The sequence below is a fragment of the Streptomyces sp. NPDC059002 genome (assembly GCF_042740435.1).
In the GTDB taxonomy this organism is placed as follows: domain Bacteria; phylum Actinomycetota; class Actinomycetes; order Streptomycetales; family Streptomycetaceae; genus Streptomyces.
The window spans coordinates 1-23,382 of record NZ_JBHYJI010000027.1; the positions used below are offsets into that span (position 1 = coordinate 1).

Consider the following 23,382-nt stretch of genomic DNA (forward strand, 5'->3'; position numbering starts at 1 on the left):
CGCGTCATCTCCTCGCGCCCCTCCCCACGGCCCCGCTCCTCACGCGTCGCGCCCGCGCTGCCGCGCCCGGTACGCCCGCAGGTTCGCGGCGTTCCCACAGGTCTTGACGTCGTGCCAGACGCCGCTGTTGTTCCGCGAGCGGTCGTAGAAGGCGACACGGCAGACCGGGTTGCGGCAGGTCTTGAGGCGGCGCCTGGTGTCGTCCCGCTGCGCCTCGTACACCGCCGCGAGGATCAGGGCGACGAGAAGGTGCGGGCCTGTGCCGCCGCGCGGTTCCAGGCGTACGACGCCGTCCGCGCCCAGCCGCAGTTCGGCCGCCGCCCCGGCCTCGGCGGCGGGTTCCTCCAGGCCGTCGCGGAACGCGCGCAGCTCGCGCAGCCCCTCGGCGCCGATGACCACCGTGGGCACGGCCCGGCCCGTGGCCGCCGCCCACGCGGCAGTGGCCTCGTCCGCCCAGGTCTGCGCGTCGACCGGGTCGACGAGGAGGTCGGGGCGCGGGGGCGTGCCCGCGGAGACGGTGTTAAGCAGGTCCTGGACGAGTGCCAGGCCACCGGGAGCGGGCTCGAGGCGGTACCGCTCGGTCGCGGACCAGGTCATCGTGGATCACTCTCCGGGGTTCGTACGGATCGTGAATCACTCTCCGAGGCGCGTACGGGACGGTCCACTCTTTCACGCCCGTCCGCGCGCCCGTCGGGCCGTCACACCAGGGTGTCGAGCCGCGACGCGTCGTACGGCACCGCTTCGTCGAGGCGGCCGGTGAGCGCCTTGGCGGGCCACTCGGGGTCGGCGACGATGGCGCGGGCGACCGCGACGACGTCGAACTCGTCACGCTCCAGGCGGTCGAGGAGCGGTTCGATGCCGGTGACGCCGGACTGCTGTGTGCGTCCGGGCGCGCCGTTGAACTGCTGCGTGAGGCCGACCGAGCCCACGGTGATCGAGGGCTTGCCGGTGAGCTTCTTCACCCAGCCCGCGAGGTTCAGGTCGCTGCCCTCGAACTCCGGCAGCCAGTAGCGGCGCGTGGAGGCGTGGAAGGCGTCCACGCCCGCCTCGGCGAGCGGGGTGAGCAACTCCTCCAGTTCCTCGGGCCGTTCGACGAGCCGCGCGTCGTAGTGGTCGGTCTTCCACTGCGAGAGGCGGAAGAGTACGGGGAATCCGGGCGAGACCGCGGCCCGCACCGCGGCGGCGATCTCGGCGGCGAAGCGGGCACGCGAGGCGAAGTCGCCGCCGTAGGCGTCGGACCGGGTGTTGGTGCCGTGCCACAGGAAGGTGTCGATCAAATAGCCGTGGGCGCCGTGCAGTTCCACGCCGTCGAAGCCGATGCGCTCGGCCGTCGCCGCGGCGTCGGCGAAGGAGCGGACGACGTCGTCGATGTCGTCGAGCGTCATGGCGCCGCCGTGCGGACGGCCGTCCAGGTCGATGCCCGAGGGGCCCTCGGCGGGGACACCGGGCGGCTCCTCGGTGCGGGCCACGCCGGTGTGCCACAGCTGGGGCATGATCCTGCCGCCCGCGGCGTGCACGCGTTCGGCCACCCGCGCCCAGCCGGCCAGCGCCTCGTCGCCGTGGAAGTGCGGCACGCGGGTGTAGGCGGCGGCCGCCTCGCGCCCGATGTAGGTGCCCTCCGTGACGATCAGACCCGCACCTCCGGCCGCGCGCCGGGCGTAGTAGGCGGCGACGTCCTCGCCGGGCACGCCGCCGGGCGAGAAGCGCCGGGTCACCGCGGCCATCGCGATCCGGTTCCGCAGCGTCAGATCGCCGAGAGAAAAGGGCCTGCCGAGCAGCCGCGCGGCACGGGTGCGGGTGCGCTGCGCGGTGCGGGCGTCGGTGGAGGGGGTCGCCATGACGGGTTCCTCTGTTCTTGAGTACGAGGTCTACGAAATAAGCGTAACCCTTTTACCTCTGTCATAGAAATAGGTGTAGCCACTTAACCTCTGTCGACGTGACGCACCCCCCATCCCCCGACCTCAATGCACCCGCCCCTCACCCCGCCTCCGCCGACACCCCCCGCACCAGATCGATCGCCCTCCCCAAGGTCGCCAGACGCGCGTCGAGCGTCTCCCCCGCCGGATAGAGGCGGACCGTGTCGACGCCCGCGTCGCGCCAGACCCGCAGGCGGTCGCGCACCATGCCCTCGGTGCCGATCAGCGTGGTCGCGAGGACCATCTCGTCGGTGACGAGTCCCGCCGCGCCATCGCGGTCGCCGGACTGCCAGCGCTCGCGGACCTCGGCGGCCCGCTCGGCCCAGCCCTGTCTGCTGTAGGCGTTGTTGTAGTAGTTCGTCGTGGCGGAGCCCATCCCGCCGAGGCTGAAGGCGAGTTCCTTCTTGCGGCCCGCGACCATCGCCCGCAGCGCGTCCTCGTCGTCGGCGAACGCCACTTCCGCGCCCTGACAGACGTCGAGATCGGCGCGGCCGCGCCCGGCCGCCGCGAGGCCCGCGTCCAGGTGGTCGAAGTACGCCTCCTCGGCGCCCTCCGGTACGAAGCTGGTGCCCAGCCAGCCGTCCGCGACCTCACCCGTCAGCCGGAGCATCTTCGGCGAGAGGGTGGCGAGATAGATGGGCAGGTCGTGCTCGGCGCGCATCGACAGGCGCATGGGCCGTGCCTCGCCGCCGGGCAGCGGGACGGTGAACTCCCGCCCCTGGTAAGCGATCTTCTCGCCCGCGACCGCTTGGCGGACGATCTCCACGGTCTCCCGCATGCGGGCGAGCGGGCGCGCGAAGGGCACGCCGTGCAGCCCTTCGATCACCTGCGGGCCCGAGGGGCCGAGGCCCAGCAGGAAGCGCCCTTCGGAGATCTGCGACAGCGTGATGGCGGCCCGGGCGATGGCGACGGGGCTGCGGGTCGCGAGCTGGATGATCCCCGAGCCGAGGAGGAGACGTTCGGTGCGGGCCGCCAAGTAGCCCAGCGGGGAAGGGGCTTCGGAGCCCCACGCCTCGGCCACCCAGCAGATGTCCATGCCGAGCCGCTCGGCCTCGGTGACGAAGTCGACGGTCTCCCGCCAGTTCGCGCCGGACGCCTCGATGGTCGTCGACGTGCGCATCACGCGTCTCCCTTCCGCGGCATCCGTCCGCCCTCGGCCAGGCTCTTGATGGCGTCGACCGTGGCGGTCATGCTCCGCTCGAACTCCCGCAGGCGCACGAACACGATCTTCTGCTCCTTGTCCGGCATCCGGTCGATCGCATGGGAGAGGCCCGAGCGGCCGGGCCCCATCCGCATCCACTGCGTGAGGTCGGTGCCGCCGTCGTCGCGCGCGGCGAGGCTGAACCGCCATACGGCGCTGGGTTGTTCGGGGTCGGACACCGCCCAGGCGAACACCCGGGGCGCCTCGCATTCGACGACGTACGACGTGGTCTCCCACTCCCCCAGGGACGCGTGCCTGCTCCGGCCGGTGAACCGGGCGCCCCGCACCGGACCGGACGCGCCGTCCAGCCAGTCCACCGACTGCAACTCCGTGCTCAGCGCGGGCATCAGCCCGATGTCGCTGACCAGTTCCCACACCCGCTCGGGCGAGGCGGCGATCCGCCCGCGCACCTCGACCGTCGGACCATCCGCATACCGCGCACCCGTCCACTCCATCGTCGACTGCCCTCCATGTGGTCGCTGAGCTTGAGAGTTGCGTAGATGAACTCACTCGTCAAGGGTCGGCCGACACCGGCGTACGCCGAAGGGTGTCGCGGTGGATCAGTCGCCGAACCGCGCCCGCACGTCCGGGCGTTCGGCGAGGCGGGGCGGATAGCCGGGGCCAAGGCGCGGGCGCGTGTTCGCCGCCGTCATCGGCTCCTTGCAGCGGGCGCACACGACTTCGGCGCTGCTCTCGTGGCCGCAGGTGTCGTGGTGGAACACCACCGGCGCGCCCTCGTCGCCGCTCAGCCAGCGGTCGCCCCAGCTGTTCATGGCCGCGAGGACGCCGAAGAAGTCCCGGCCCTTCTCCGTGAGCACATAGTCGTGGCGCACCGGTTCGTGCTGGTAGGGCCGCTTCTCCAGGAGCCCCTCATCCACCAGGCGGCGCAGCCGGTCCGTGAGGGTGTTGCGGGCGATCCCCAGCTCCTGCTGGAACGCGTCGAACCGCTTGATGCCGTAGAACGCCTCCCGCAGCACCAGGGGCGTCCACCAGTCGCCGAGCAGGTCCATCGTGCGGGCGATGGAGCACGGCCAGTTCGCGAAGGAAGTACGCCTCATGGCGCAAGCATACGAAGGTCTCACCATGAGACCCAGCAGTCGGGGACGGGGTCCCGGCACGTGACGTTCGACGCAAACGGCGCCCGGGTGTTGTGGCCGGGGCCGGGACCTGATCGGGTACGAAGGCCGCACGAGCCCGAGGAACCAGGAGAACTCCCCCATGACGACCGGGTACTTCACGTCCGTCGACGACGTCGCGGCCCGACTCGCCGAGACCGGGTATCTGGCCTCGCCCTCGGTCGCCACCACCGTCTTCCTGGCCGACCGGCTCGGCAAGCCGCTGCTCGTGGAGGGCCCCGCCGGCGTCGGCAAGACCGAGCTGGCGAAGGCCGTCGCCGAGGTGGCGGGCGCGCGCCTGGTCCGGCTCCAGTGCTACGAGGGCGTCGACGAGTCCCGCGCGCTCTACGAGTGGAACCACGCCAAGCAGCTCCTGCGCATCACCGCGGGGCGCGACGAGTCGTGGGACGAGACGCGCACGGACATCTTCAGCGAGGAGTTCCTGCTCTCGCGGCCGCTCCTGACCGCGATCCGCGGCGCGGAGGCGAAGGTCCTCCTGATCGACGAGACCGACAAGGCCGACGTCGAGGTCGAGGGCCTGCTCCTGGAAGTGCTCAGCGACTTCCAGGTGACGGTTCCCGAGCTCGGCACCATCAGCGCGGAGCGCCGGCCCTTCGTCGTCCTGACGTCCAACGCGAGCCGCGAGCTGTCCGAGGCGCTGCGCCGCCGCTGCCTGTTCCTGCACATCGGTTTCCCCGACGAGGAGTTGGAGCGCCGGATCGTCCGGATGAAGGTGCCAGGACTCGACGAGGCGCTCGCCGCTTCGGTGGTGCGGATGGTCGGCGCGCTGCGCGCGATGGACCTCAGGAAGGTGCCGTCGGTCGCCGAGACGATCGACTGGGCGCGGACGCTGCTCGCGCTCGGCGCCGACACCCTCGACGAGACGGTCGTACGCGAGAGCCTCGGGGTCGTCCTCAAGCACCAGGACGACGTCCTGAAGGCGGCCGCCAAGCTGGACCTGGACGCCGTGTGACGGCGCTCCCCGACCGGGTCACGGGCCTGGTCCACGCGCTGCGTTCGCACGGCATCCGCATCGGCACCGGGGAGACCGTCGACGCCGCGGCCGCGCTCCGGGCGCTGGGCCTCGCCGACCGGGAGCGGGTGCGTGAGGGCCTCGCCGCGGCGCTGCTCCACCAGGAGAGCCAGCGGGTGGTCTTCGACCCGGTCTTCGATCTGTTCTTTCCGCTCGGCGTCGGCGGCCCCGACGGTTCGGACACGCACCGGGCACCGGCCGGGCGCGGCAGCGACCGCGACGCGCTGCGCGACCGGCTCGTCGAGGCGCTCGTCGCCGACGACGCGGCGCTCATGGGGCAGTTGGCCGCCGAGGCGGTGGACGGCTTCGGCGGGTACGGCTCGTCGTCGGGCTCGGACGGCTGGTCGTCGCAGCAGACCCTGGACCGGGTGCGGCCCGAGACGCTGCTCGCGCGCGTCCTCGCCGCCATCCGTGCGGGCTCGGCCGACGAGGGCGCGTTCACCGAGCGCCTGGAGGCCGACGAGATCCGGCGCCGCATCGAGGGGTTCCGGGAGCGGGTGCGTACCGAGGCGCGGCGCCGGGTCGCCGAGCGGCGCGGCACGGAGGACATCGCCCGGCGCATCGTGGCCACCACCGCCGAGCGGGTCGACTTCCTCCTCGCGGGCCGTGCCCATCTGGACGAACTGCGCAGGGCGGTGCACCCGTTGGCGCGCAAGCTCGCGACCCGTCTTGCCGCGCGGCGCAGGCGGGCCGCGCACGGAACCATCGATCTGCGCCGGACCCTGCGCGGTTCGCTCTCGACGGGCGGCGTGCCCATGCGGCCCGTGCTGCGGCGGCGCAGGCCCGCGCGCCCCGAGCTGGTGCTGCTCTGTGACGTGTCCGGTTCGGTGGCGGGCTTCGCGAACTTCACGATGCTCCTGGTCCAGGCGCTGCACGACCAGTTCAGCAAGGTGCGGGTGTTCGCCTTCGTCAACCGTGTCGACGAGGTGACGGGCCTGCTCTCGCACGGCGCGGCGGATCCCGCGGGCCTGGGCGGCCGCATCCTCGGCGAGGCCACCGTGACGGGATGGCACGGCAGCAGCGACTACGGCACCTCGCTGGGCGAGTTCGCCGAGCGGTACCTCGACGCGGTCGGCCCGCGCTCCACGGTGTTCGTCCTGGGCGACGCCCGTACGAACATGAGCGACCCGAACCTGCCCGCCCTGCGGCACATCGCCGAACGGGCCCGGCAGGTGTACTGGCTCAACCCGGAGCAGCGCGCCCAGTGGTCGACCGGGGACTCCGCGGCGTACGCCTATGCGGAGCTGGTCGAGATGCACGAGTGCCGCAACGCGCTCCAGCTCAGTGCCCTGATCGCGCGCCTGCTGCCCGTCTGAGCCCGGCCCCACCCTCAACAACGGTTTCCGCGGCCCCTCTTGACGTACCGTCAGGGCGCCTCCACGATGACCCGTCGAGAAAGCGGTTTCTGCCGCGCCCTCCTCCCCCTTCCCGTGGATCCCCGCCCCATCCAGTGGAAGCGGCTTCCCTGAGAGGTGACGCCATGCGCGACCGATCCCCCGCCCGCGTCCGCCGTCGCGCGGCCCTCGGGCTGCTCTGCGCCTGCGCCCTGGCCGCGGCCGTCCCCGCCCGCGCCGCCGGAACGGCGGATCCCGGCCCGTCCCTGGTCGATCCCGCGACGCCGCAGAATGTCCGGCCGCTCGGCGCCGACGCCCAAACGCTGGTCTTCAGCGACGAGTTCGACGGCGCCACGGTCAGCACGGCGCGCTGGACGGCCCGCGACCAGGAACGGTCCGGCGCCGCGCCCGGCGACCGGTGGTGGTACAAGCCCGCCAACGTACGCACCGACAACAAGGGCGCGCTCGCCATCGACGTCGGACAACTCGCCCCGAACGAGTTCTCCGGCGGACGCATCGACAGCCAGGGCAAGTTCACCTACACCCACGGCACGCTGGAGGCCCGCGTCCACACCCCGGTGAAGACCAACGGGCACCTGGCGGCCGTCTGGCTGCAGGCCGACGCGGGGCTCACCCCGGGCGGCGCGGTCGACGGCACGGCCCGGGACGGCGCCGAGATCGACATCACGGAGACCAACTACCAGGCCGACAAGTACTCGGCGACCCTGCACTGGGACGGCTACGGCGCGGACCACCAGTCCTCGTCCACGGTCGCCGCCGCGCCGGGCCTGCACAGCACCTGGTACCACACGTTCGGCCTCAAGTGGACGGCCACACAACTGCAGTTCCTCTACGACGGCACCGTCGTCCGCACGGTCACCGACCCCCGCCTCATCAGCCAGGTCAAGGAGTTCCCGATCCTCTCGCACGAGGTCCTCGACAACTGGGCCGACGGCTCGGTGCACGACGAGGTCTTCGACTGGAACTCCACGATGTACGTCGACTACATCCGCGTCTGGCAGTAGTCCGCCCTCAGTCGGCGCGCCGCCGCCGGAACGCCGCGACCGAGCCCGCCATCCCCACGAAGACGTACAGCCAGCCCGCCACCGCGACCCACACGAGCACCTCGCCGGGGCCCGTCAGCCAGGAGATGTCCGCGGCGCTCCCCGCCGAGAGCGTCGCGGCCGCCGTCATGCCCATCGGGAAGACGGTGGCCCAGCGGCGGACGTCGTAGGCCGGGCGCGGCCAGCGCGCCTCGGCGAACAGGAGGACGACGTACCAGCCGACGTCGAGGGCGAGCACGAGGAGTGTCACCGCGCGCAGCGCCTCGTGGAAGGCGCCGGTGAACGCGGGGGCGGCGATCAGTTTGGTGCCGGCGAGCGCCGAGATCGCCAGGGCGCCGCCCGCCACCCACTGGTCCCCCGCCCCCGTGCGCACGTTCGTCGGGTCGAAGCGGGCGAAGGCCGCGGCGTAGAGGAGAAGGCCCAGGCAGAAGAAGCCCAGCGCGACGGCCGAGAGCCAGTCCGTGGGGCCGGTGAGGGCCAGGCTGCCGGACAGCACCGCGATGCCCTCGGTGGCGACGCAGACAAGGAAGACCGCTCCGGGCATGCGGCGCCCCCAGTGCCGTACGACGGCCGGGAGCAGCACCAGCCACAGCGCGGCCGCCACGGCGAGCAGCACGAAGGCGAGCGGCTCCAGGCCGAGGAGTGCGAGGCGGGTGCCCAGCACGCAGGTCGCGGCGACTGCGGTGAGTGCGGGCGGGGTGTCCGCCTCCGCCTCCCACCGGGACCGCTGGCCGATGAGCCGCACCGTGAAGTCCGCGGCGAGCCCCAGCCAGGCCGCGACCGCGAGCGCCAGGGCCGCCCGCGACAGCGTCTCGTGCCCGATGAGATGCAGTCCGACGGAGATGATCCCGGTCGCCATCACCGCGGACCCGGCCGCGGGCGGCAGCTCCGCCCACCAGGCGGCCGCGCGGGCCCCGTGCGTCATCGGTGCGGTGCAGTGGGGGGCATGGGCCCAGGATCGGGGCTGGGGAGTGCGGGCGCCGGTGGGGAGGGGCCGATCGGGGCAGGCCGCCCCCCTACATCGGGCCCGGGCCGATCACCAGCGGGGCCGGGGCAGGGCAGGGTGTGCCCGTGCGGGCGAAGGTCAGCCAGGTCTCCCGGGTCGCCGTGCCGAGTGCGGCGACCTCCTCCCAGGGGGCGTCGCCCAGCATGGGTGAGCCGCGCCAGGCCTCGCGGGTGCCGAAGAGCAGGGGCAGTTCGAGGCAGTGCGTGGCGCCGAAGGGGGATCCGGCGGGGCGCCAGTCGAGGCGGTAGGTGTGGGCGCGGGCTCCGGCCCGGGCCAGGCGGGCCCCGAACTGGGCGAGGGGCTTCTCGTAGACGCGGCGGGTTTGCTCGGCCGGGTCGTCGCCCTCGCCGGGGAAGGCCGTCATGTCGTCGGCGTTCCAGCCGTAGAGGACGTCGAGGCCGCGGACGTTCTCGTCGAAGGCCGTGTCCGGGCCGCGCAGCGGGTCCGTGCCGGCCACCGGGATGAACGCCGGTTCCATCGGGCTGCCCGAGCGCCGCAGGTTGGCGAGGGCCGTCTCGCGCTGCGCGGCGAGCAGCTCGGGGACATCGGCCGTGCGCGGGTCGGTGCCGAGTGCGGCGGCGAAGGTGCGGCCGATGTCGAGGGAGTCCTTGCGGGGGCGTGAGGTGAGGCCGAGCGGTGTGCTCTGCAGGATGGCCCTGCGGAACAGGCCGCGGGCTTCCGGCAGCTCCATCAGGAGCCGGACGGAGATGCCGCCCGCGGACTGGCCGAGGATCGTGACGTTGCCGGGGTCGCCGCCGTGGTCCGCGATGTGCGTGCTCACCCAGCGCAGCGCCTCCACCTGGTCGCACAGGCCGAGGTTGCCCTCGCTGACACCGTCGAGGCAGAGGTAACCGAGTGCGCCGAGGCGGTAGTTGACGGAGACGACGACCACGTCGCCCTGGGCGGCGAGGGCGCCGCCGTCGTACCAGTCCATGAGGCCCGCGCCGCTGCTGAAGCCGCCGCCGTGGAACCACACGAGCACCGGCCGGGCCCCCGCGTCGCGCCCCGGTGTGGCGATGGAGAGGTTCAGGCAGTCCTCGCCCTGGGGGTGGATGTCGTGCGGTGCTCCCATCAACGGATCCAGGCGCGAGGGCAGTTGGGGGCAGATCTCACCGGTCGACGGGCGGGTGTCCCCCGCGGGCACCGGGCGTGGCCGGGCGAAGCGTTCCGCCGTGGCGTAGCGGATCGGTCCGGTCCGAATCGGTTCGGTCATACGACTGCACCCTCCATGACGAGTAGGCACATACGCCTCCTCCGGAGGACATCATCTCCGGCACCCGCGGGACAAGCGCTCAGCGGCGGAAGTACATCCGCACGACCGCCCCTCGGACATCGAGCCGCTCGGTGACCAGATCGCACAACTGCCGTACGACCCACAGCCCATGGCCCGTGGCGGCGCAGGGGTCCGGTGGTACGTGCCCGAGGAAGCCCGCGTCCTCGGCGGAGACGGTGGCCGCGCCGCCGGTGTCGGCGACCTCGCAGACCACCCAGTCGGCGTCGCGCCACAGGCGCAGCACGCCTCGACCGCCGCCGAAGCGGACGGCGTTGACCACCACCTCGTGGACGGCGGCGGCCATGTCGCGCGCACGGTCCTCGGTCAGGCCGCCGCGCCGCGCGAACTCGGCGGCCGCGAGGCGCGCCGCCACCGACTCGCCCCGGGCGAAGGGGACTTCACGGACGGAGCCCGGCGGCGGCACGGGGTCGCCGCCGAGCGCGTCGCATTCGGCGACGAAGTCCGCGGGATCCGCGTAGCCGCCGCTGGAGCGCTGCCCGTCGGAGCCGAAGGCGAGTTCCGGATGGGTGCGCCGGATCCCGGCGAGCACGTCGGCGGGCACCGTGCGGGTGTCGTACGGGCACAGGATCCAGTGCCCGGAGTCCGCGAACGCCACGTTCACCAGGGATTCGTAGCGGACCCACTCCTGCGTCTCGAAGGGCGTGCGCCCCGTCCACACCGGTTCGCCGACGGCGCGGACGCGGCGGGCGCCGCCCCGCGCGCGCTCCGTGCAGTAGTCGTGGTAGCGGCCCAGGGTGCGCGAGGGGTAGCCGTACCAGTCGAGGGCGTCGACGTAGTCGACCTCCTTCTCCGCGCCGCCGAGGGCGTCCCTGAGCAGGCCGATGTTGCCCCGGCTCACGACCGCGAGGACCGCGTCGCCCGCCGCGAGGCCGTCACGGACGAAGTCCAGTGTCCCGGCGAGGAATTCCTCGTCCGAGTCGTAGCACAGCGCCTGATGGACGAAGCCGGTGCGCGTCATGATTCCCCGCCCTCCCTTCCCATGTCCAGGCCGGGAATGCGGTCCCAGCCGGTGACACGCATCACCCGGCGCACATGCGGGGCGACGCCGTCCAGGACGAGGCCGCCCCCCATCGCGTACAGGCCGAGTCCGGTGAAGACGAGCAGGCGCAGCGCGCACACATCGATGAAGGTCAGTTCGCGCAGGTCGAGCCGGGTGCGGTGGGGTGCGGCCGAGCGGTCGGCGGCCCGCTCGGCCTCGCCGCGCAGGGCGCGGGCGACCGCCGTGATGTTGCTGTCGTCCACCTCGCCGCGCAGCGCGAGCCCGGGAGGCGTGAACGTCCGGGTGATGCGCAGGAGTTCGTCCTGCCAGACGTGGTCGGCGACGGCCCTGCCGTGGTGCAGGGCGTCGAGCGGGGCCAGTTCGTGCCGGTCGAAGGCCCGGCGGTCGTACTGGCACAGGCCGAGCACGGGCAGCGCCTGGAAGACGGGGTCGAGCAGCCGCTCCGTGTCGCACAGGCCCTTGGGGGTGCCCGCGTCCTGGTCCGGCGGGACCTCCAGGGCGACCCGCAGCCCCAGGAAGCCGTCGGCCACCGCCTGTTCGGCCTCGCGGCGCACCACCTCGTCGAGATCCCACAGGCCACCGGCCGTACCGAGCCGGGAGTTCACCTTCAGCCTGCTCGCGGCCAGTTCCTCCGCGACGTCGCAGCCCGGGCTCCGCAGGAAGCCGAGGAGTTCACGGGGCGGTGCGTCGGACGCCGTCAGGAGCAGGCCGCGGTGGCCGTTGGCGAGGCCGTCGAGGAGGAACGCGGCGAGCACCGTCTCGCGCTCCTCGTCCGTGCCGTAGCCGAGGAGGAGATGGTCCCCCGGCCGCATCTGCCCCACGGCCAGCATGGCCGGAGCGGTGTCCATCCTTATGCACCTCTCTCCGTACGACACATGCCGCGCCGCTACCGGACGTGGCTGGACGACTACACGTTACGCATCGGAGCGGCCTGCCGGAACGGGCTATGGTGATCTGCGTCACGTGCACAACTAGGGGGAGCATGGCGGCATCAGTGCGCAAGGACCATGCCCGCAGCGGCAATCTGCCGACGGAGGCGAACGCCTTCATCGGCCGGGGCGCGGAACTCGCCCGCATCGACGGGCTGTTGGGGAGCGCCCGTCTGGTGACCGTGACCGGCCCCGGCGGGGTCGGCAAGTCCCGGCTCGCGCTGCGCGCCGCCCATGAGGCGCACGCCGGATTTCCCGGCGGCGCCTGGCTGGTCGAACTCTCCCCGCTCACCGACGCGTCGCTGCTTCCGCACGCCGTGATGGAGGCGCTGCGGCGGCCCGATCAGACCGTCCGCCCTTTGAGGGATGTGCTGGTCGAGAAGTTGACGGGCGCCCCCGTGCTGCTGCTCCTCGACACCTGTGAGCACATCCTGGCCCCCTGTGCGCGGCTGGTGTCGGAACTGCTCGCGCGCGTCCCGGAGTTGCGGATCATCGCCACCAGCAGACAGCCGCTCGCCGTGCCCGGTGAGCATGTCCTCACGCTCGACCCGCTGCCCCTGGAACCGGCCGACGAGGGCGCGGACAGTGCGGCCGTGTCGCTCTTCACGGCCAGGGCGGGCGCGGCGGTGCCCGAGTTCCGGGTGACCGAGGCCAACCGGGCTCAGATCGCCGCCATTTGCGCCCGCCTCGACGGCATCCCGCTCGCCCTCGAACTGGCCGCCGTACGCCTGCGCGGCATGCCCCTCAGCCGTTTACTGGAGGGCCTCGACTCCCGCTTCGACCTGCTCACCGCCCGCACGGAGCCGCTGCTCGCCCGGCACCAGACGCTGCGGACGGCGATCGGCTGGAGTCACGAGCTGTGCACGCCGCTGGAGCGGCTGCTGTGGGCCAGGCTGTCGGTGTTCGCGGGCAGCTGGGACCTGGAGGCCGCCGAAATCGTCTGCCACGGCGGCCCGTTGGAGACCGAGAGCGTGCTGGAACTGCTCTCCTGGCTGACCGAGAAGTCCATCGTCATGCAGGAGCCGGACGGCGCGGGCCTGCGGTTCCGGATGCTCGACACCCTGCGCGACTTCGGCGCCCAGTGGCTGGACGGGCTCGGCGAGACGGAGGCCGTGCGGCGCCGTCACCGCGACTACTACCGGTGGCTCGCCCGGCGCGGCGAGGCCGAGTGGCTGGGCTCCGCGCAGCGGGCGTGGGCCGAGCGGATGCGTGCGGAACACGCCAATCTGCGGCTGGCCCTTGAGGAGTGCCTCGCCGACCCGGACGCCTCGTGCGCCCTGGAACTCGCGGGCACCCTCTGGTTCTTCTGGTTCGCCTGCGGATACGCCGAGGAGGGCCGCGCCTATCTGGCACGCGCCCTGCGCCGCGGCGAGGGGACCGGCGCCGAGCGGGTGCTCGCCCTGTGGGCGCAGCGTCTCATCACCCTCACGCCCGACGACCTGGACGCCGCCGAGCAGGTCGCCGCCGCCTATGCGCGCCTCGCCGCCGAGCGCGGACTGCCCGATTCCTGCGCCCAGTTGCCGCTGGGCGGCGCGAGCCTCGCGGTGCGCGGGGAGTCCGCGCGTTCGGCGATCCTGCACGGCCCGTCGGGCCAGGCACCGACGGGCGGCGGGGGCGCCGCCTTCTTCCGGCTCACCGCACTGGCCGTCCAGGCCTATCTCCTGGCCGCCCAGGGCGCGTTCGAGCGGGTCGCCACCGTCGCCGGGCGGCTGCGGGCCGAGTGCGACAAGTGCGGTGAGCTGTGGATGCGGTCCTGGGGCGACTACTTCCTCGCGCTCGCCCGGCTCGGCCTTGGGGACGCGAACGCGGCGGCCGCCCATGCCCGCAGGGCGCTCACCGCGAAGTGGCGCGTCCACGACCGGCTCGGCACCGCGGCCGCCATGGACCTCCTGAGCGCCGCCGAGTCCGGCCGGGGAAGGACCGAGTGGGCCGCGCAACTGCTCGGCATGAGCGCCCAGTTGTGGGACGCGGCCGGGCTCCCCGAGCTCGGCCGCGCCTCCCACACCGGCTTCCGCGACCACCACGAGCGGCGGCTCAGGAAGACCCTGGGCGACTCCCACTGCGCCCGGCTGCTCGCCGACGGCCGGGAGTTCACCACCGATCAGGCCATCGCGCTGGTCCGTACCGACCAGCCGCCGGACGCGTCGTGGTGAATCGGGGTCCGTGAGCCGGTCAGCGGCACGCCGGAGCCGCCCTGCCGCGCCGCGACGATCTCCGCCGCGATGGACAGGGCCGTCTCCTCGGGCGTACGGGCGCCGAGGTCGAGGCCGATCGGCGAGCGCAGCCTGGCCAGTTCGTCCGGGGTGGCACCGGCCTCGCGGAGCCTGCGGCCGCGGTCCTCGTGGGTGCGGCGCGAACCCATCGCGCCGACGAACGCCACGGGCAGCCGCAGCGCGTCCACCAGCAGCGGCACATCGAACTTGGCGTCGTGCGTGAGCACGCACAGGACCGTGCGGCCGTCGGTGACGGTGCCCCGCAGATAGCGGTGCGGCCAGTCGACGACGACCTCGTCGGCGTCGGGGAAGCGGGCCCGTGTCGCGAAGACGGGGCGGGCGTCGCACACCGTGACGTGGTAGCCGAGGAACTTGCCCATGCGGACCAGGGCCGCGGCGAAGTCCACCGCACCGAAGACGATCATCCGGGGCGGCGGCACGCTCGACTCGACGAGGACCGTCAGGGCGCTCCCGCACCGCGAGCCGCTCTCCGAGACGGCGAACTCCCCGGTGCGTCCCACCGCGAGCAGGCCGCCGCTCTCCCCCGCCGCCGAGCGGTCGAGGTCCGGGTGTCCGCCCAGGCTTCCTTCGTACGTTCCGTCGGCGGCCACCAGGAGCGGCCTGCCGAGCAGTTCGGCCGGGCCGCGGAAGACCCGGGCCAGGGCCGTCGTGCCGCCCCGGGCCGCGGCCGCGAGGGCGGCGGCGAACACCGCCCTGTCCGGTGCGTCCGCGGCCACCGGAGCGACCAGCACCTCGATGACGCCGCCGCAGGTCAGACCGACCGCGAAGGCGTCCTCGTCGCTGTAGCCGAACCGCTCGACGGTGGCCTCGCCGTCCTGCAGGGCCTGCACGCACAGGTCGTACACGGCCCCTTCCACACAGCCGCCGGAGACCGACCCGATGACCGTGCCCTCGCCGTCGACGGCGAGGGCGGCGCCGATGCCGCGCGGTGCGCTGCCGCCGATGGCCACGACCGTGGCGACGGCGAAGTCCCGCCCCTCCTGGACCCAGCGGTTCAGGTCGTCGGCGATGTCAAGCACGTGGTTCGCCTCCTCATGCGCTCTCCCCCGGCCCCTCGCCCGCCAGCAGGACCCGGTCGGGGCGGATCGGCAGGGTCCTGTGCCGTACGCCCGTCGCGTGCCAGACCGCGTTGGCGATCGCCGCGGCGGCGCCGACGATGCCGATCTCGCCGATGCCCTTGATGCCGACGGGGTCGTTCGGGTCGGGGACCTCCACCCAGTCCGCCTCGATGCGCGGCACGTCGGCGTGCGCGGCGAAGTGGTACCCCGCGAAGTCGGGGTTGGCGAGGGCGCCCGTCGTGCGGTCCCTGATCGCCTCCTCGTGCAGGGCCATGGACAGGCCGCCCGTCATGCCGCCGATGAACTGGCTGCGCGCGGTCAGCGGGTTGATGATCCGGCCCGCCGCGAAGATGCCGAGCATCCGCCGCACGCGGACCTCACCGCTGCTGACGTCCACCGCGACCTCGGCGAACTGGGCGCCGTGGGAGTGGTGTTCGCGCGCGGCCTGGCCCGCGACGGCCTCCGTGGTGTCGGAGCGCACGGTGACGCCCTCCGCGGGCAGCTCGGCGCCGGGCACGAGGATCTCGCGCAGTTCGCGTGCCGCGGCGAGCACCGCCCAGGACCAGGACCGGGTGCCCATCGAGCCGCCCCCGAGCCAGGCGTTGCCGAAGTCGCTGTCCGCGATCCGTACCCGCACCCGGGCCGCGTCGACGTCCAGCGCGTCGGCGGCGACCTGGGCCAGCGCCGTCCGCGCGCCGGTCCCGACGTCGGACGCGGCGATGCGCACGGTGAAGCTGCCGTCGGCCTCCGCGGTGAGTGCCGCCTGCGAGGGGAAGGCGCCCACGAAGAATCCCGCACCCGCGGTGCCGGTGCCGAGCAGCCAGCGTCCCTCGCGGCGCAGGCCGGGGCGCGGGTCGCGGTCGGCCCAGCCGAACCGGCGCGCGCCCTCGTGGAAGCACGCCATCAGGCCGCGGGCCTCGACGGGCAGGCCGGAGACGGGCCCGACCTCCGGTTCGTTGCGGGCCCGCAGTTCGATCGGGTCGAGGCCGCACTTCCAGGCGAGTTCGTCGACCGCCGACTCCAGCGCGAAGGATCCGGGTGCCTCGCCGGGCGCGCGCATGAAGTTCGGCGTGGGCACGTCGAGCTTCACCACGCTGTTGACGGTGCGGTGCGCGTCCGCGTCGTACATGGAACGCCCGAAGTTGGCGCTCGCCTCGATGAATTCGTCCAGCTGCGACGTGCGCGAGAGGGAGGTGTGGTCCAGGACCCGCAGCCGCCCCTCGGCGTCGGCGCCGAGCCTGACACGCTGCGCCGTCGGGCTGCGGTGGCCGACCAGGGAGTACATCTGACGGCGGGTCAGCGCGATCCGGACCGGGCGTCCGATGACGGTCGTCGCCATCACGGCGAGCACGAGGTGCGCGCGCATCTGCCCCTTGGAGCCGAAGGCGCCGCCGACGTGTTCGGCGCGCACGCGCACCGCCGACGGGTCCAGGGAGAAGAGCTTGGCGAGGTCGTTCGCCGTGACGAACGTGCCCTGGCTGGAGTCGACGATCTCCAGGCGTCCGTTGTCCCAGCGCGCCATGGCCGCGTGCGGCTCCATCGCGCTGTGGTGCTGCTCCGGGGTCTCGTACTGCTCGTCCACCACCACGGCGGAGGCGGCCAGTTCGCCCTCCACGTCGCCCTTCTCGGTGCGCGCGGGGCCGACGGGCGTCGCGTCCGGCGTGTAGCTGTCCGGGTGGCCGGCGGCGAAGCCGACGTCGTGCGGCTCGGTGTCGTAGCGGACCACGAGCGCGTCGGCCGCTTCCCTGGCCTGTTCGGAGGTCTCAGCCACGACGAGCGCCACCGGCCAGCCGGCGTACGGCACCCGGTCGTGCTGGAGCATCTGGGCGCTCGCGTCGGGTCCGAGCGTGCCCACGAAGCCCTCTTCGAGACGCGGCGCGTTCTGGTGGTGCAGGACCGCGATCACTCCGGGCATCTGCCGTACGGGGGCGTCCTCCACGGCGAGGATGCGGCCCCGCGTGACGGTGGACAACACCACCCAGCCGTGGGCGAGTTCGGCGTGGGGCACCTCTCCGGCGTAGCGGGCCGCCCCGGTGACCTTGGCAAGACCCTCCCGCCGGGTCTGCGCGGTGCCGACGGCCTTGCTCGCCGCGGCGACTCCGGTGCTGGTGGTCATCGGGCGGCCTCCTCGGTCAGTTCGGTGAGCACGGCCACGACGAGGTTGCGCATCAGCGTCACCTTGTAGCCGTTGTGGGGCAGCGTCCGCGCCGCGGCCAGTTCGGCGTCCGCGGCGGCGGCGAACGCGTCGGCGCTCACCGGCCCGCCGGTCAGCGCCCGTTCGGCCGCCCGGGCCCGCCACGGCCTGGACGCGACCGCCCCGAAGGCGATGCGCACCTCTCGTACGACACCGTCCCGCACGTCGACGGCCGCGGCGATCGAGCCGATGGCGAACGCGTACGAGGCGCGCTCGCGCACCTTGCGGTAGCGGGAGACGGCGGCGACGGGCGCGGGCGGCAGGGTGACGCCGGTGATCAGTGCGCCGGACGGCAGCGCGGTCTCCAGGTGCGGCGCGTCACCCACCGGCAGATAGAAGTCGGCGAACGGCAGCTCGCCCGGTCCGTCCGCCGTCTGGTAGGTGACGACGGCGTCGAACGCCGCGAGCGCCACCGCCATGTCGGAGGGGTGGACCGCCACGCAGTGCGTACTGGCGCCGAGGATGGCGTGGTTGTGGTGCTCGCCCTCGACGGCGGAGCAGCCGCTGCCGGGGGTGCGCTTGTTGCAGGGCCTCGCCAGGTCGGTGAAGTAGCCGCAGCGGGTGCGCTGGAGGAGGTTCCCGCCGACCGTGGCCATGTTGCGCAGCTGTCCGGATGCGCCCGCGAGGACGGCCTGCGCGAGCGCCGGGTAGCGGCGGCGGATCTCGGGGTGGGCGGCGAGGTCGCTGTTGGTGACGGTCGCGCCGATGCGCAGGCCGCCGTCCTCCGTGGACTCGATGCGGTCCAGGGGCAGTTCGCGGACGTCGACGAGCAGTCCGGGGCGTTCCACGCCGGACTTCATCAGGTCGACGAGGTTGGTGCCGCCCCCGAGGTAACGCGCGTCGGGGTCGGTGCCGAGCAGGGCGACCGCGCCGGGCACGTCGTGGGCGCGCTCGTATCCGAAGTCCCTCATGCCACGCCCTCCTCGGTGTTCGCGGCGCGCGCGACGGCCTGCACGATGGACACATAGGCGCCGCAGCGGCAGAGGTTGCCGCTCATGCGCTCGCGGATCTCCTCGGCGGTGAGCTCGGGCACGCCCGCCTCGGGGCGCACGTCGTCGGTGGCGGCGCTCGGCCAGCCCGCCGCGTGCTCGGCGATCACTCCGAGGGCCGAACAGATCTGCCCCGGCGTGCAGTAGCCGCACTGGAAGCCGTCGAGGTCGAGGAACGCCTGCTGCACGGGGTGCAGCGTGTCGCCGTCCGCGACGCCCTCGATGGTGGTGATCTCGCGCCCGTCGGCGGCGACCGCGAGCTGCAGGCAGGAGACGGCGCGGCGGCCGTCGATCAGCACCGTGCAGGCGCCGCACTGGCCTTGGTCGCAGCCCTTCTTGGTGCCGGTGAGGTCGAGGTGCTCGCGCAGCGCGTCGAGCAGGGTGGTGCGGTGGTCGACGGACAGTGAATGCTTCTCGCCGTTGATGTTCAGGATCACGGCACTGGACGTCGATGGAGCCATGAGCAGCCTTCTTTCGCGTATCGCGTCGAACGAGGCGGTCCCGGCGGGGAGTACGGGAGGGGTGTGCCGAGCGGTGGTGAGGTGGCTCCGCACCAGGCAGTGACGCTGTTCCTGGTGGCTGTGGTGCCGCTATGGTGGCTCAAACGGACAGGTGTCCGTTAGCTTCAAAACTTAACGGACAGTTGTCCGCTTAGCAAGGACGATCCAGCGCGTACCGCTCGGCACTTCGGGCCCTACGACCGGGAGTTCGGGCCGCGCGCCGGTAACGCGGGCCACGCACCCAGGAGTTCGGAGCCTACGCCGGGGTATCCGGGTCGTACGAGCGGGGATTCGGGCCGTGCGCCCGGGAGGAGGTCGAGTGCGGCACCACAAGGGCGCGCCTCTGCGCTCGGACGCACAGCGCAACCGCGAGCGCATCCTCGAAGTGGCTCTCGCGGAGCTGACCGCGGCGGGCGACACCCCGCTGAGCGCCATCGCGAAGAAGGCCGGCGTCGGACAGGGCACGTTCTACCGCAACTTCCCGCACCGCGAGGCACTCGTCCTTGAGGTCTACCGTTACGAAGTGCAGCAAGTCGCCGACTGCGCCGCCCAGTTGCTGTGCACCCGCCCACCGGACCAGGCGCTGCGCGAGTGGATGGACCGGCTCGCCCAGTACGCCATGGCCAAGGCCGGTCTCGCCGACGCGATGCGCAGGGCCACCAGCGCCCGGGGCAGCCTGGCCGGGGTCGGCCACGGACCGGTGACCGAGGCCCTCACCCTGCTCCTGCGGGCGAACGAGGAAGCGGGCACCATCCGCCCCGGCATGACCCCGGACGACTTCCTGCTCGCCATCGCGGGCCTGTGGCAGATCGATCCGCACGGCGACTGGCAGCCGCGGGCCCGGCGCCTCCTCGACCTCGTCATGGACGGACTGCGGGCCGGCGCTCCGGGGCGCTGAGCGGACCGGCCGCGGGTGTGCGGCGGTCACCGCCCGAGCAGTTCCCCCAAGTGGACCGCCGCGTCGCGCAGCGCCACCGGGACATCGGCGCGGCCCCGCAGCCGTGCGGCGGTCCCGGCGAGCGTCTCGGTCGTCCGCACGGACCCGATGCGGGCGGCACGCGGCGCGACCTCCGCGATCAGCGCCTCGGCGTCACGCCACGCCCCCGCGCCCGCCAGGGCCGAGAGCAGCTGTGCGGTGAACAGGTCGCGGTAGGCGGGTCCCGGCACCGCGACGGCCCCGCGGAGCAGCTCGACCGCGCGGTCCCACCGGTGCGTGCGCGCGAGCACCCAGCCCTCGTGACCGAGGAGTTCGGTCTCGTCGATCCACCAGGCCCAGGGCGGATCGTGGCGCGACATGCCGTCGAGGAACCGGCTCCGGGCGCGCGAGATCAGCTCCACCGGTTCACGGTCGCCGCCGAGCCCGGCGACCGCGTGCGCCCTGCGGATCAGTACGAGCGCGTCGACCCTGGCGGGCAGCGCGCGCGGCCCGGTCACGCGCCGGGCGCTCTCCAGCGCGGCCCGGGGGCGGCCGGTGTGGGCCTGGAGCATGCTGTGGTTCAGGAGGACGAGGCGGGCCGTCCAGGTGTCGCCGCAGAGTTCGGCGAGCGCCAGCGCCCGGGCGTTCGCACGGCGCGCCCCGTCGTAGTGGCCCGCGTCGAAGAGGATCCAGCCGATGACCTCGCTCAACTCGGCGAGCGCGGCGAGCAGTTCACGGTCGCTGCCGTGCAGTTGCCCTGGCTCGGCGGACAGTTCGGGGACGCGGCGCGCGGCCTCGCGGACGGCGGGCAGCGCGGCGGTCGCACCGTGCGCGGCGTCGAGGGCGAGGAGCCGCTGCATGACGCGTACGACGAAGGGGGCCGAGGTGCGGGTCACCTCGTCTCGCTCGCCCCTCTCCTCCCTCGCCGTCGCCAATGCCTCTCCTCCAGTCGGCCCCGCGGTCGCATGTGGCGTACGCACGAGGTATCACGCGGCGCACGAGACATAGAGGCTACGTAGGATTCGCGCCATGGTCCATAAGAATTCCGATGGGCAGACGCCCCGGCAGACCGCCGCCGCGCCGCAGGCCGACCTGAACCTCCTGCGCACGTTCCTGGCCGTGTACCGCTCGGGTTCCTTCACCGCGGCGGCACGGCTCCTCGGTCTCTCGCAGCCCACGGTGACCACACAGATCCGGGCCCTGGAACGGCAGTCGGGGCGGGAGCTGTTCGAGCGGCTGCCGCGCGGCGTCGCCCCGACGCCGGTCGCCGACGAGCTGGCGGGCCGCGTCGCCGCGCCCCTCGACTCCCTCGCGGCCGCCACCGGGCAGGACTCCCCGGACGATGACACCACCGGCGAACCGGTCCATCTGGCGGGCCCTGCCGAGCTGTTGTGCACACGGGTGCTGCCCGCCCTCGCCCCGCTCGTCGCCGAAGGGCTGCGGCTGCGGGTGAGCACGGGCCTGACCGATCCGCTCCTGGCCGAGCTGCGCGCGGGCCGGCACGACCTGGTCGTCGCCACCACGCGCCCGCGCGGCAGATCCCTGTCCGCCACGCCCCTGATGGACGAGGAGTTCGTCCTGATCGCCGCGCCCGGCTGGGCGCGGCGCGTCACGGAGCGGCCGGACGCGGATGTCGCCGCCGCGCTGCACGGCGTGCCGCTGATCACGTACGCCGAGGACCTGCCGATCGCCCGCCGCTACTGGCGGCACGTCTTCGGCAGGCGCCTCGGCGGCCGGGCCGCGGTCACCGTGCCCGATCTGCGGGGCGTCCTCGCGGCGGTCGAGGCGGGCGCGGGATACACCGTGCTCCCCCGGTACCTCTGCCTGGACGCGCTCGCCTCCGGCGCCCTCGTACTGCTGCACGACCCCGAGGACCCGCCCATCAACACCGGCTACCTCGTGCAGCGGCCCGGCGTCACCCCGGCCCCGGTGACCCGGGTCCGCGACCGGCTGCTGCGGGCGGGCCGCTCCTGGTGAGGGACTCGGGGCGCCCCCGATGACGGACCCGGGCGCGGCGTGTTCCCCGGTTGCCATCGGATGTCGTATGTCTGACATCGCCCGCCTCATTGGCCGGGCGCGGCGCTCCGCCCCTAGGTTCGAGACGCGGCCCCGGCCACGGGCCGCACCGGCCAGTCCCTGGGAGATGAGAGCACCATGTCGAAGATCCTCTATGTCGTGACCGGCGCCGACCACTGGACCCTGGCCGATGGGTCCGCGCACCCCACGGGCTTCTGGGCCGAGGAGGCCGTCACCCCCTACGAGGCGTTCAAGGCCGCCGGGCACGACGTCGTCGTCGCCACGCCCGGCGGTGTCGTGCCCACCGTCGACCCCGGCTCCCTCACCCCGGAGTTCAACGGCGGCCAGGAGGGCGCCGACCGGGTCGCGGCCGGGCTCGCCGCGTTCACCGAGCTCCAGCACCCCCTCAAGCTGTCCGAGGTGAACCTGGACGACTACGCCGCGGTGTTCTGCCCCGGCGGCCACGGCCCCATGGAGGACCTCTCCGTGTCCGCCGAGTCCGGCGACCTCCTCACCCGCGCCCTGGACTCGGGCAGGCCGCTCGGTGTGGTCTGCCACGCCCCCGCCGCCCTGCTCGCCGCCACCCGGGCCGACGGCTCCGCCACCTTCGCCGGGTATCGCGTGACCGCCTTCACCAATGCCGAGGAGGGCCTGGCGGGCTTCGCCGAGCGGGCGAAGTGGCTGCTCCAGGACCGTCTCGTCGCGGCGGGCGTGGACTTCCAGGAGGGCGAGCCCTGGGCGCCGCACGTGGTCGTGGACCGCAATCTCGTCACCGGCCAGAACCCCGCGTCCGCCGCCCCGCTGGCCGCCGCGCTCCTCCAGAAGCTGTCCTGAGCCGAGGAGTCAATCGCCCGGCCGCGGCAGACAGGGCCGCGCCCCTTCGAAGACCGTCGGCCCGTACTGGGCGGTGGGAGCCCGGGTCGCATAGGCCCAGTAGCGGTCGCCGTACGACCAGTGCCACCACTCCGTGGGGTAGTTGACCAGGCCCGCCGTGGACAGGGCGGCGCAGAGGGTACGGCGGTTGCGGCGGGCGGCGGCGGACACGCGGGCGGCATCCGTGTAGCAGGCTCCGTCGCTCTCCTCGGGGCTGGCGTTCACCGGTGTGCCGAGGTCGAGTTCGGCACCTGTCGCGGTGCACAGGGTGACGTCGACCGCGGCGCCCGCGACGTGCGGCCCCACTTCGGGCGGTGACAGGGAGCGGCTCGTCTGCCGGTGGAGATGCTCGTCCGACCAGTCGGGGTTGGCGTGCCGGAGCTCGGCCGCGTAGTCCTCGAAGTACTTGATCTGCAGGGCGAGCGGCCGGTAGCCCTCGGTGACCAGGAGGCGCAGGCCATCGGGCAGCAGCCGGGCGGCGCGGGCCAGGCGCCAGGCGACGCCCTCGCGCAGCTGTGCGTAGGCCCCGGCCGCGTCGGCGAGGCGGTCGTCGACGTCCACGAAGGGCAGCTGGCGCAGATCGACGAGTGCCTCACCGCAGTCGTGGACCGGGATGTCGACGACTCGGGGGTCGTTCATGAGGATGATCGGCGGCAAGCTCGGCCCCTTTGTTCATGACAGGACGGGCAGGCACAGCTCCGGGGGCGGGC

The 23,382-nt window shown here is 73.4% G+C and carries 22 protein-coding genes; 7 read left to right on the top strand and 15 right to left on the bottom strand.

Going from position 1 to position 23,382, the window contains the following annotated elements:
* Positions 1-39: 39 nt before the first annotated feature.
* From ACFWZ2_RS23715 to ACFWZ2_RS23735, 5 genes are all read right to left on the bottom strand, one after another.
* Positions 40-597: a CGNR zinc finger domain-containing protein gene (locus ACFWZ2_RS23715; RefSeq protein WP_384548727.1), complete on the bottom strand. Its 558-nt coding sequence runs from the start codon at positions 595-597 to the stop codon at positions 40-42.
* 101 nt (positions 598-698) lie between these two features.
* On the bottom strand, positions 699-1,838 hold the full coding sequence (locus ACFWZ2_RS23720; RefSeq protein ID WP_384548728.1) for a 12-oxophytodienoate reductase: 1,140 nt from the start codon (positions 1,836-1,838) through the stop codon (positions 699-701).
* A 139-nt stretch (positions 1,839-1,977) separates the two neighbouring features.
* Positions 1,978-3,036, bottom strand: a complete 1,059-nt coding sequence (locus ACFWZ2_RS23725; RefSeq protein WP_384548730.1) for an LLM class flavin-dependent oxidoreductase — start codon at positions 3,034-3,036, stop codon at positions 1,978-1,980.
* A complete protein-coding gene (locus tag ACFWZ2_RS23730) occupies positions 3,036-3,572 on the bottom strand; it encodes an SRPBCC family protein (protein ID WP_384548732.1) in 537 nt (178 codons plus the stop codon). Before ACFWZ2_RS23730 ends, ACFWZ2_RS23725 begins: the two co-directional genes overlap by 1 nt.
* Positions 3,573-3,677: 105 nt before the next feature.
* On the bottom strand, positions 3,678-4,175 hold the full coding sequence (locus ACFWZ2_RS23735) for a winged helix-turn-helix transcriptional regulator (protein ID WP_384548734.1): 498 nt from the start codon (positions 4,173-4,175) through the stop codon (positions 3,678-3,680).
* A gap of 160 nt (positions 4,176-4,335) precedes the next feature.
* Between ACFWZ2_RS23735 and ACFWZ2_RS23740 the strand changes: the two genes are divergently transcribed.
* From ACFWZ2_RS23740 to ACFWZ2_RS23750, 3 genes are all read left to right on the top strand, one after another.
* Positions 4,336-5,205 (top strand): AAA family ATPase, encoded by an 870-nt coding sequence (locus ACFWZ2_RS23740; RefSeq protein WP_384548736.1) that lies wholly within the window; start codon positions 4,336-4,338, stop codon positions 5,203-5,205.
* Positions 5,202-6,581, top strand: coding sequence for a VWA domain-containing protein (locus ACFWZ2_RS23745; RefSeq protein WP_384548738.1), 1,380 nt, complete (start codon positions 5,202-5,204; stop codon positions 6,579-6,581). Before ACFWZ2_RS23740 ends, ACFWZ2_RS23745 begins: the two co-directional genes overlap by 4 nt.
* Before the next feature lie 164 nt (positions 6,582-6,745).
* Positions 6,746-7,624: a family 16 glycosylhydrolase gene (locus ACFWZ2_RS23750; protein ID WP_384548739.1), complete on the top strand. Its 879-nt coding sequence runs from the start codon at positions 6,746-6,748 to the stop codon at positions 7,622-7,624.
* A 7-nt stretch (positions 7,625-7,631) separates the two neighbouring features.
* On the opposite strand, the gene ACFWZ2_RS23755 is transcribed toward ACFWZ2_RS23750, so the two are convergent.
* The 4 genes from ACFWZ2_RS23755 to ACFWZ2_RS23770 form a co-directional block, all read right to left on the bottom strand.
* On the bottom strand, positions 7,632-8,588 hold the full coding sequence (locus ACFWZ2_RS23755; protein WP_384548741.1) for a tellurite resistance/C4-dicarboxylate transporter family protein: 957 nt from the start codon (positions 8,586-8,588) through the stop codon (positions 7,632-7,634).
* Between the two features lie 91 nt (positions 8,589-8,679).
* Positions 8,680-9,882: a carboxylesterase family protein gene (locus ACFWZ2_RS23760; protein WP_384548742.1), complete on the bottom strand. Its 1,203-nt coding sequence runs from the start codon at positions 9,880-9,882 to the stop codon at positions 8,680-8,682.
* A gap of 79 nt (positions 9,883-9,961) precedes the next feature.
* Entirely contained in the window at positions 9,962-10,921 is a 960-nt protein-coding gene (locus ACFWZ2_RS23765; protein ID WP_384548744.1) for an anti-sigma factor RsbA family regulatory protein, read from the bottom strand.
* A complete protein-coding gene (locus ACFWZ2_RS23770) occupies positions 10,918-11,811 on the bottom strand; it encodes an MEDS domain-containing protein (protein WP_384548746.1) in 894 nt (297 codons plus the stop codon). The genes ACFWZ2_RS23765 and ACFWZ2_RS23770 overlap by 4 nt, the downstream gene beginning before the upstream one ends.
* Positions 11,812-11,945: 134 nt before the next feature.
* Here ACFWZ2_RS23770 and ACFWZ2_RS23775 point away from each other — a divergent pair, with 134 nt between their 5' ends.
* Entirely contained in the window at positions 11,946-14,045 is a 2,100-nt protein-coding gene (locus tag ACFWZ2_RS23775) for an ATP-binding protein (protein ID WP_384548747.1), read from the top strand.
* Here ACFWZ2_RS23775 and ACFWZ2_RS23780 read toward each other — a convergent pair.
* The 4 genes from ACFWZ2_RS23780 to ACFWZ2_RS23795 are packed head-to-tail and all read right to left on the bottom strand — an operon-like array spanning position 13,994 to position 18,828.
* Positions 13,994-15,145: an XdhC family protein gene (locus tag ACFWZ2_RS23780; RefSeq protein ID WP_384548749.1), complete on the bottom strand. Its 1,152-nt coding sequence runs from the start codon at positions 15,143-15,145 to the stop codon at positions 13,994-13,996. The two genes, ACFWZ2_RS23775 and ACFWZ2_RS23780, sit on opposite strands and share 52 nt — an antisense overlap.
* Positions 15,146-15,158: 13 nt before the next feature.
* A complete protein-coding gene (locus tag ACFWZ2_RS23785; protein WP_384548751.1) occupies positions 15,159-17,300 on the bottom strand; it encodes a xanthine dehydrogenase family protein molybdopterin-binding subunit in 2,142 nt (713 codons plus the stop codon).
* A complete protein-coding gene (locus ACFWZ2_RS23790) occupies positions 17,297-18,289 on the bottom strand; it encodes an FAD binding domain-containing protein (protein WP_384548752.1) in 993 nt (330 codons plus the stop codon). Before ACFWZ2_RS23790 ends, ACFWZ2_RS23785 begins: the two co-directional genes overlap by 4 nt.
* On the bottom strand, positions 18,286-18,828 hold the full coding sequence (locus ACFWZ2_RS23795) for a (2Fe-2S)-binding protein (protein WP_384548754.1): 543 nt from the start codon (positions 18,826-18,828) through the stop codon (positions 18,286-18,288). The genes ACFWZ2_RS23790 and ACFWZ2_RS23795 overlap by 4 nt, the downstream gene beginning before the upstream one ends.
* A 358-nt stretch (positions 18,829-19,186) precedes the next feature.
* On the opposite strand from ACFWZ2_RS23795, the gene ACFWZ2_RS23800 reads away from it, so the two are divergent.
* Positions 19,187-19,765 (top strand): TetR/AcrR family transcriptional regulator, encoded by a 579-nt coding sequence (locus ACFWZ2_RS23800; RefSeq protein ID WP_384548755.1) that lies wholly within the window; start codon positions 19,187-19,189, stop codon positions 19,763-19,765.
* Between the two features lie 26 nt (positions 19,766-19,791).
* On the opposite strand, the gene ACFWZ2_RS23805 is transcribed toward ACFWZ2_RS23800, so the two are convergent.
* Positions 19,792-20,718, bottom strand: a complete 927-nt coding sequence (locus ACFWZ2_RS23805; RefSeq protein ID WP_384548757.1) for a DNA-binding protein — start codon at positions 20,716-20,718, stop codon at positions 19,792-19,794.
* 94 nt (positions 20,719-20,812) lie between these two features.
* Here ACFWZ2_RS23805 and ACFWZ2_RS23810 point away from each other — a divergent pair, with 94 nt between their 5' ends.
* Both ACFWZ2_RS23810 and ACFWZ2_RS23815 read left to right on the top strand, forming a co-directional pair.
* Positions 20,813-21,760: a LysR family transcriptional regulator gene (locus tag ACFWZ2_RS23810; protein WP_384548759.1), complete on the top strand. Its 948-nt coding sequence runs from the start codon at positions 20,813-20,815 to the stop codon at positions 21,758-21,760.
* 177 nt (positions 21,761-21,937) lie between these two features.
* On the top strand, positions 21,938-22,633 hold the full coding sequence (locus ACFWZ2_RS23815; protein ID WP_384548761.1) for a type 1 glutamine amidotransferase domain-containing protein: 696 nt from the start codon (positions 21,938-21,940) through the stop codon (positions 22,631-22,633).
* Positions 22,634-22,642: 9 nt separating this feature from the next.
* Here the strand turns inward: ACFWZ2_RS23815 and ACFWZ2_RS23820 are convergent, their stop codons facing one another.
* Complete coding sequence (locus tag ACFWZ2_RS23820; RefSeq protein WP_384548762.1) at positions 22,643-23,329, bottom strand: M15 family metallopeptidase; 687 nt, start codon at positions 23,327-23,329, stop codon at positions 22,643-22,645.
* Positions 23,330-23,382: the final 53 nt, after the last annotated feature.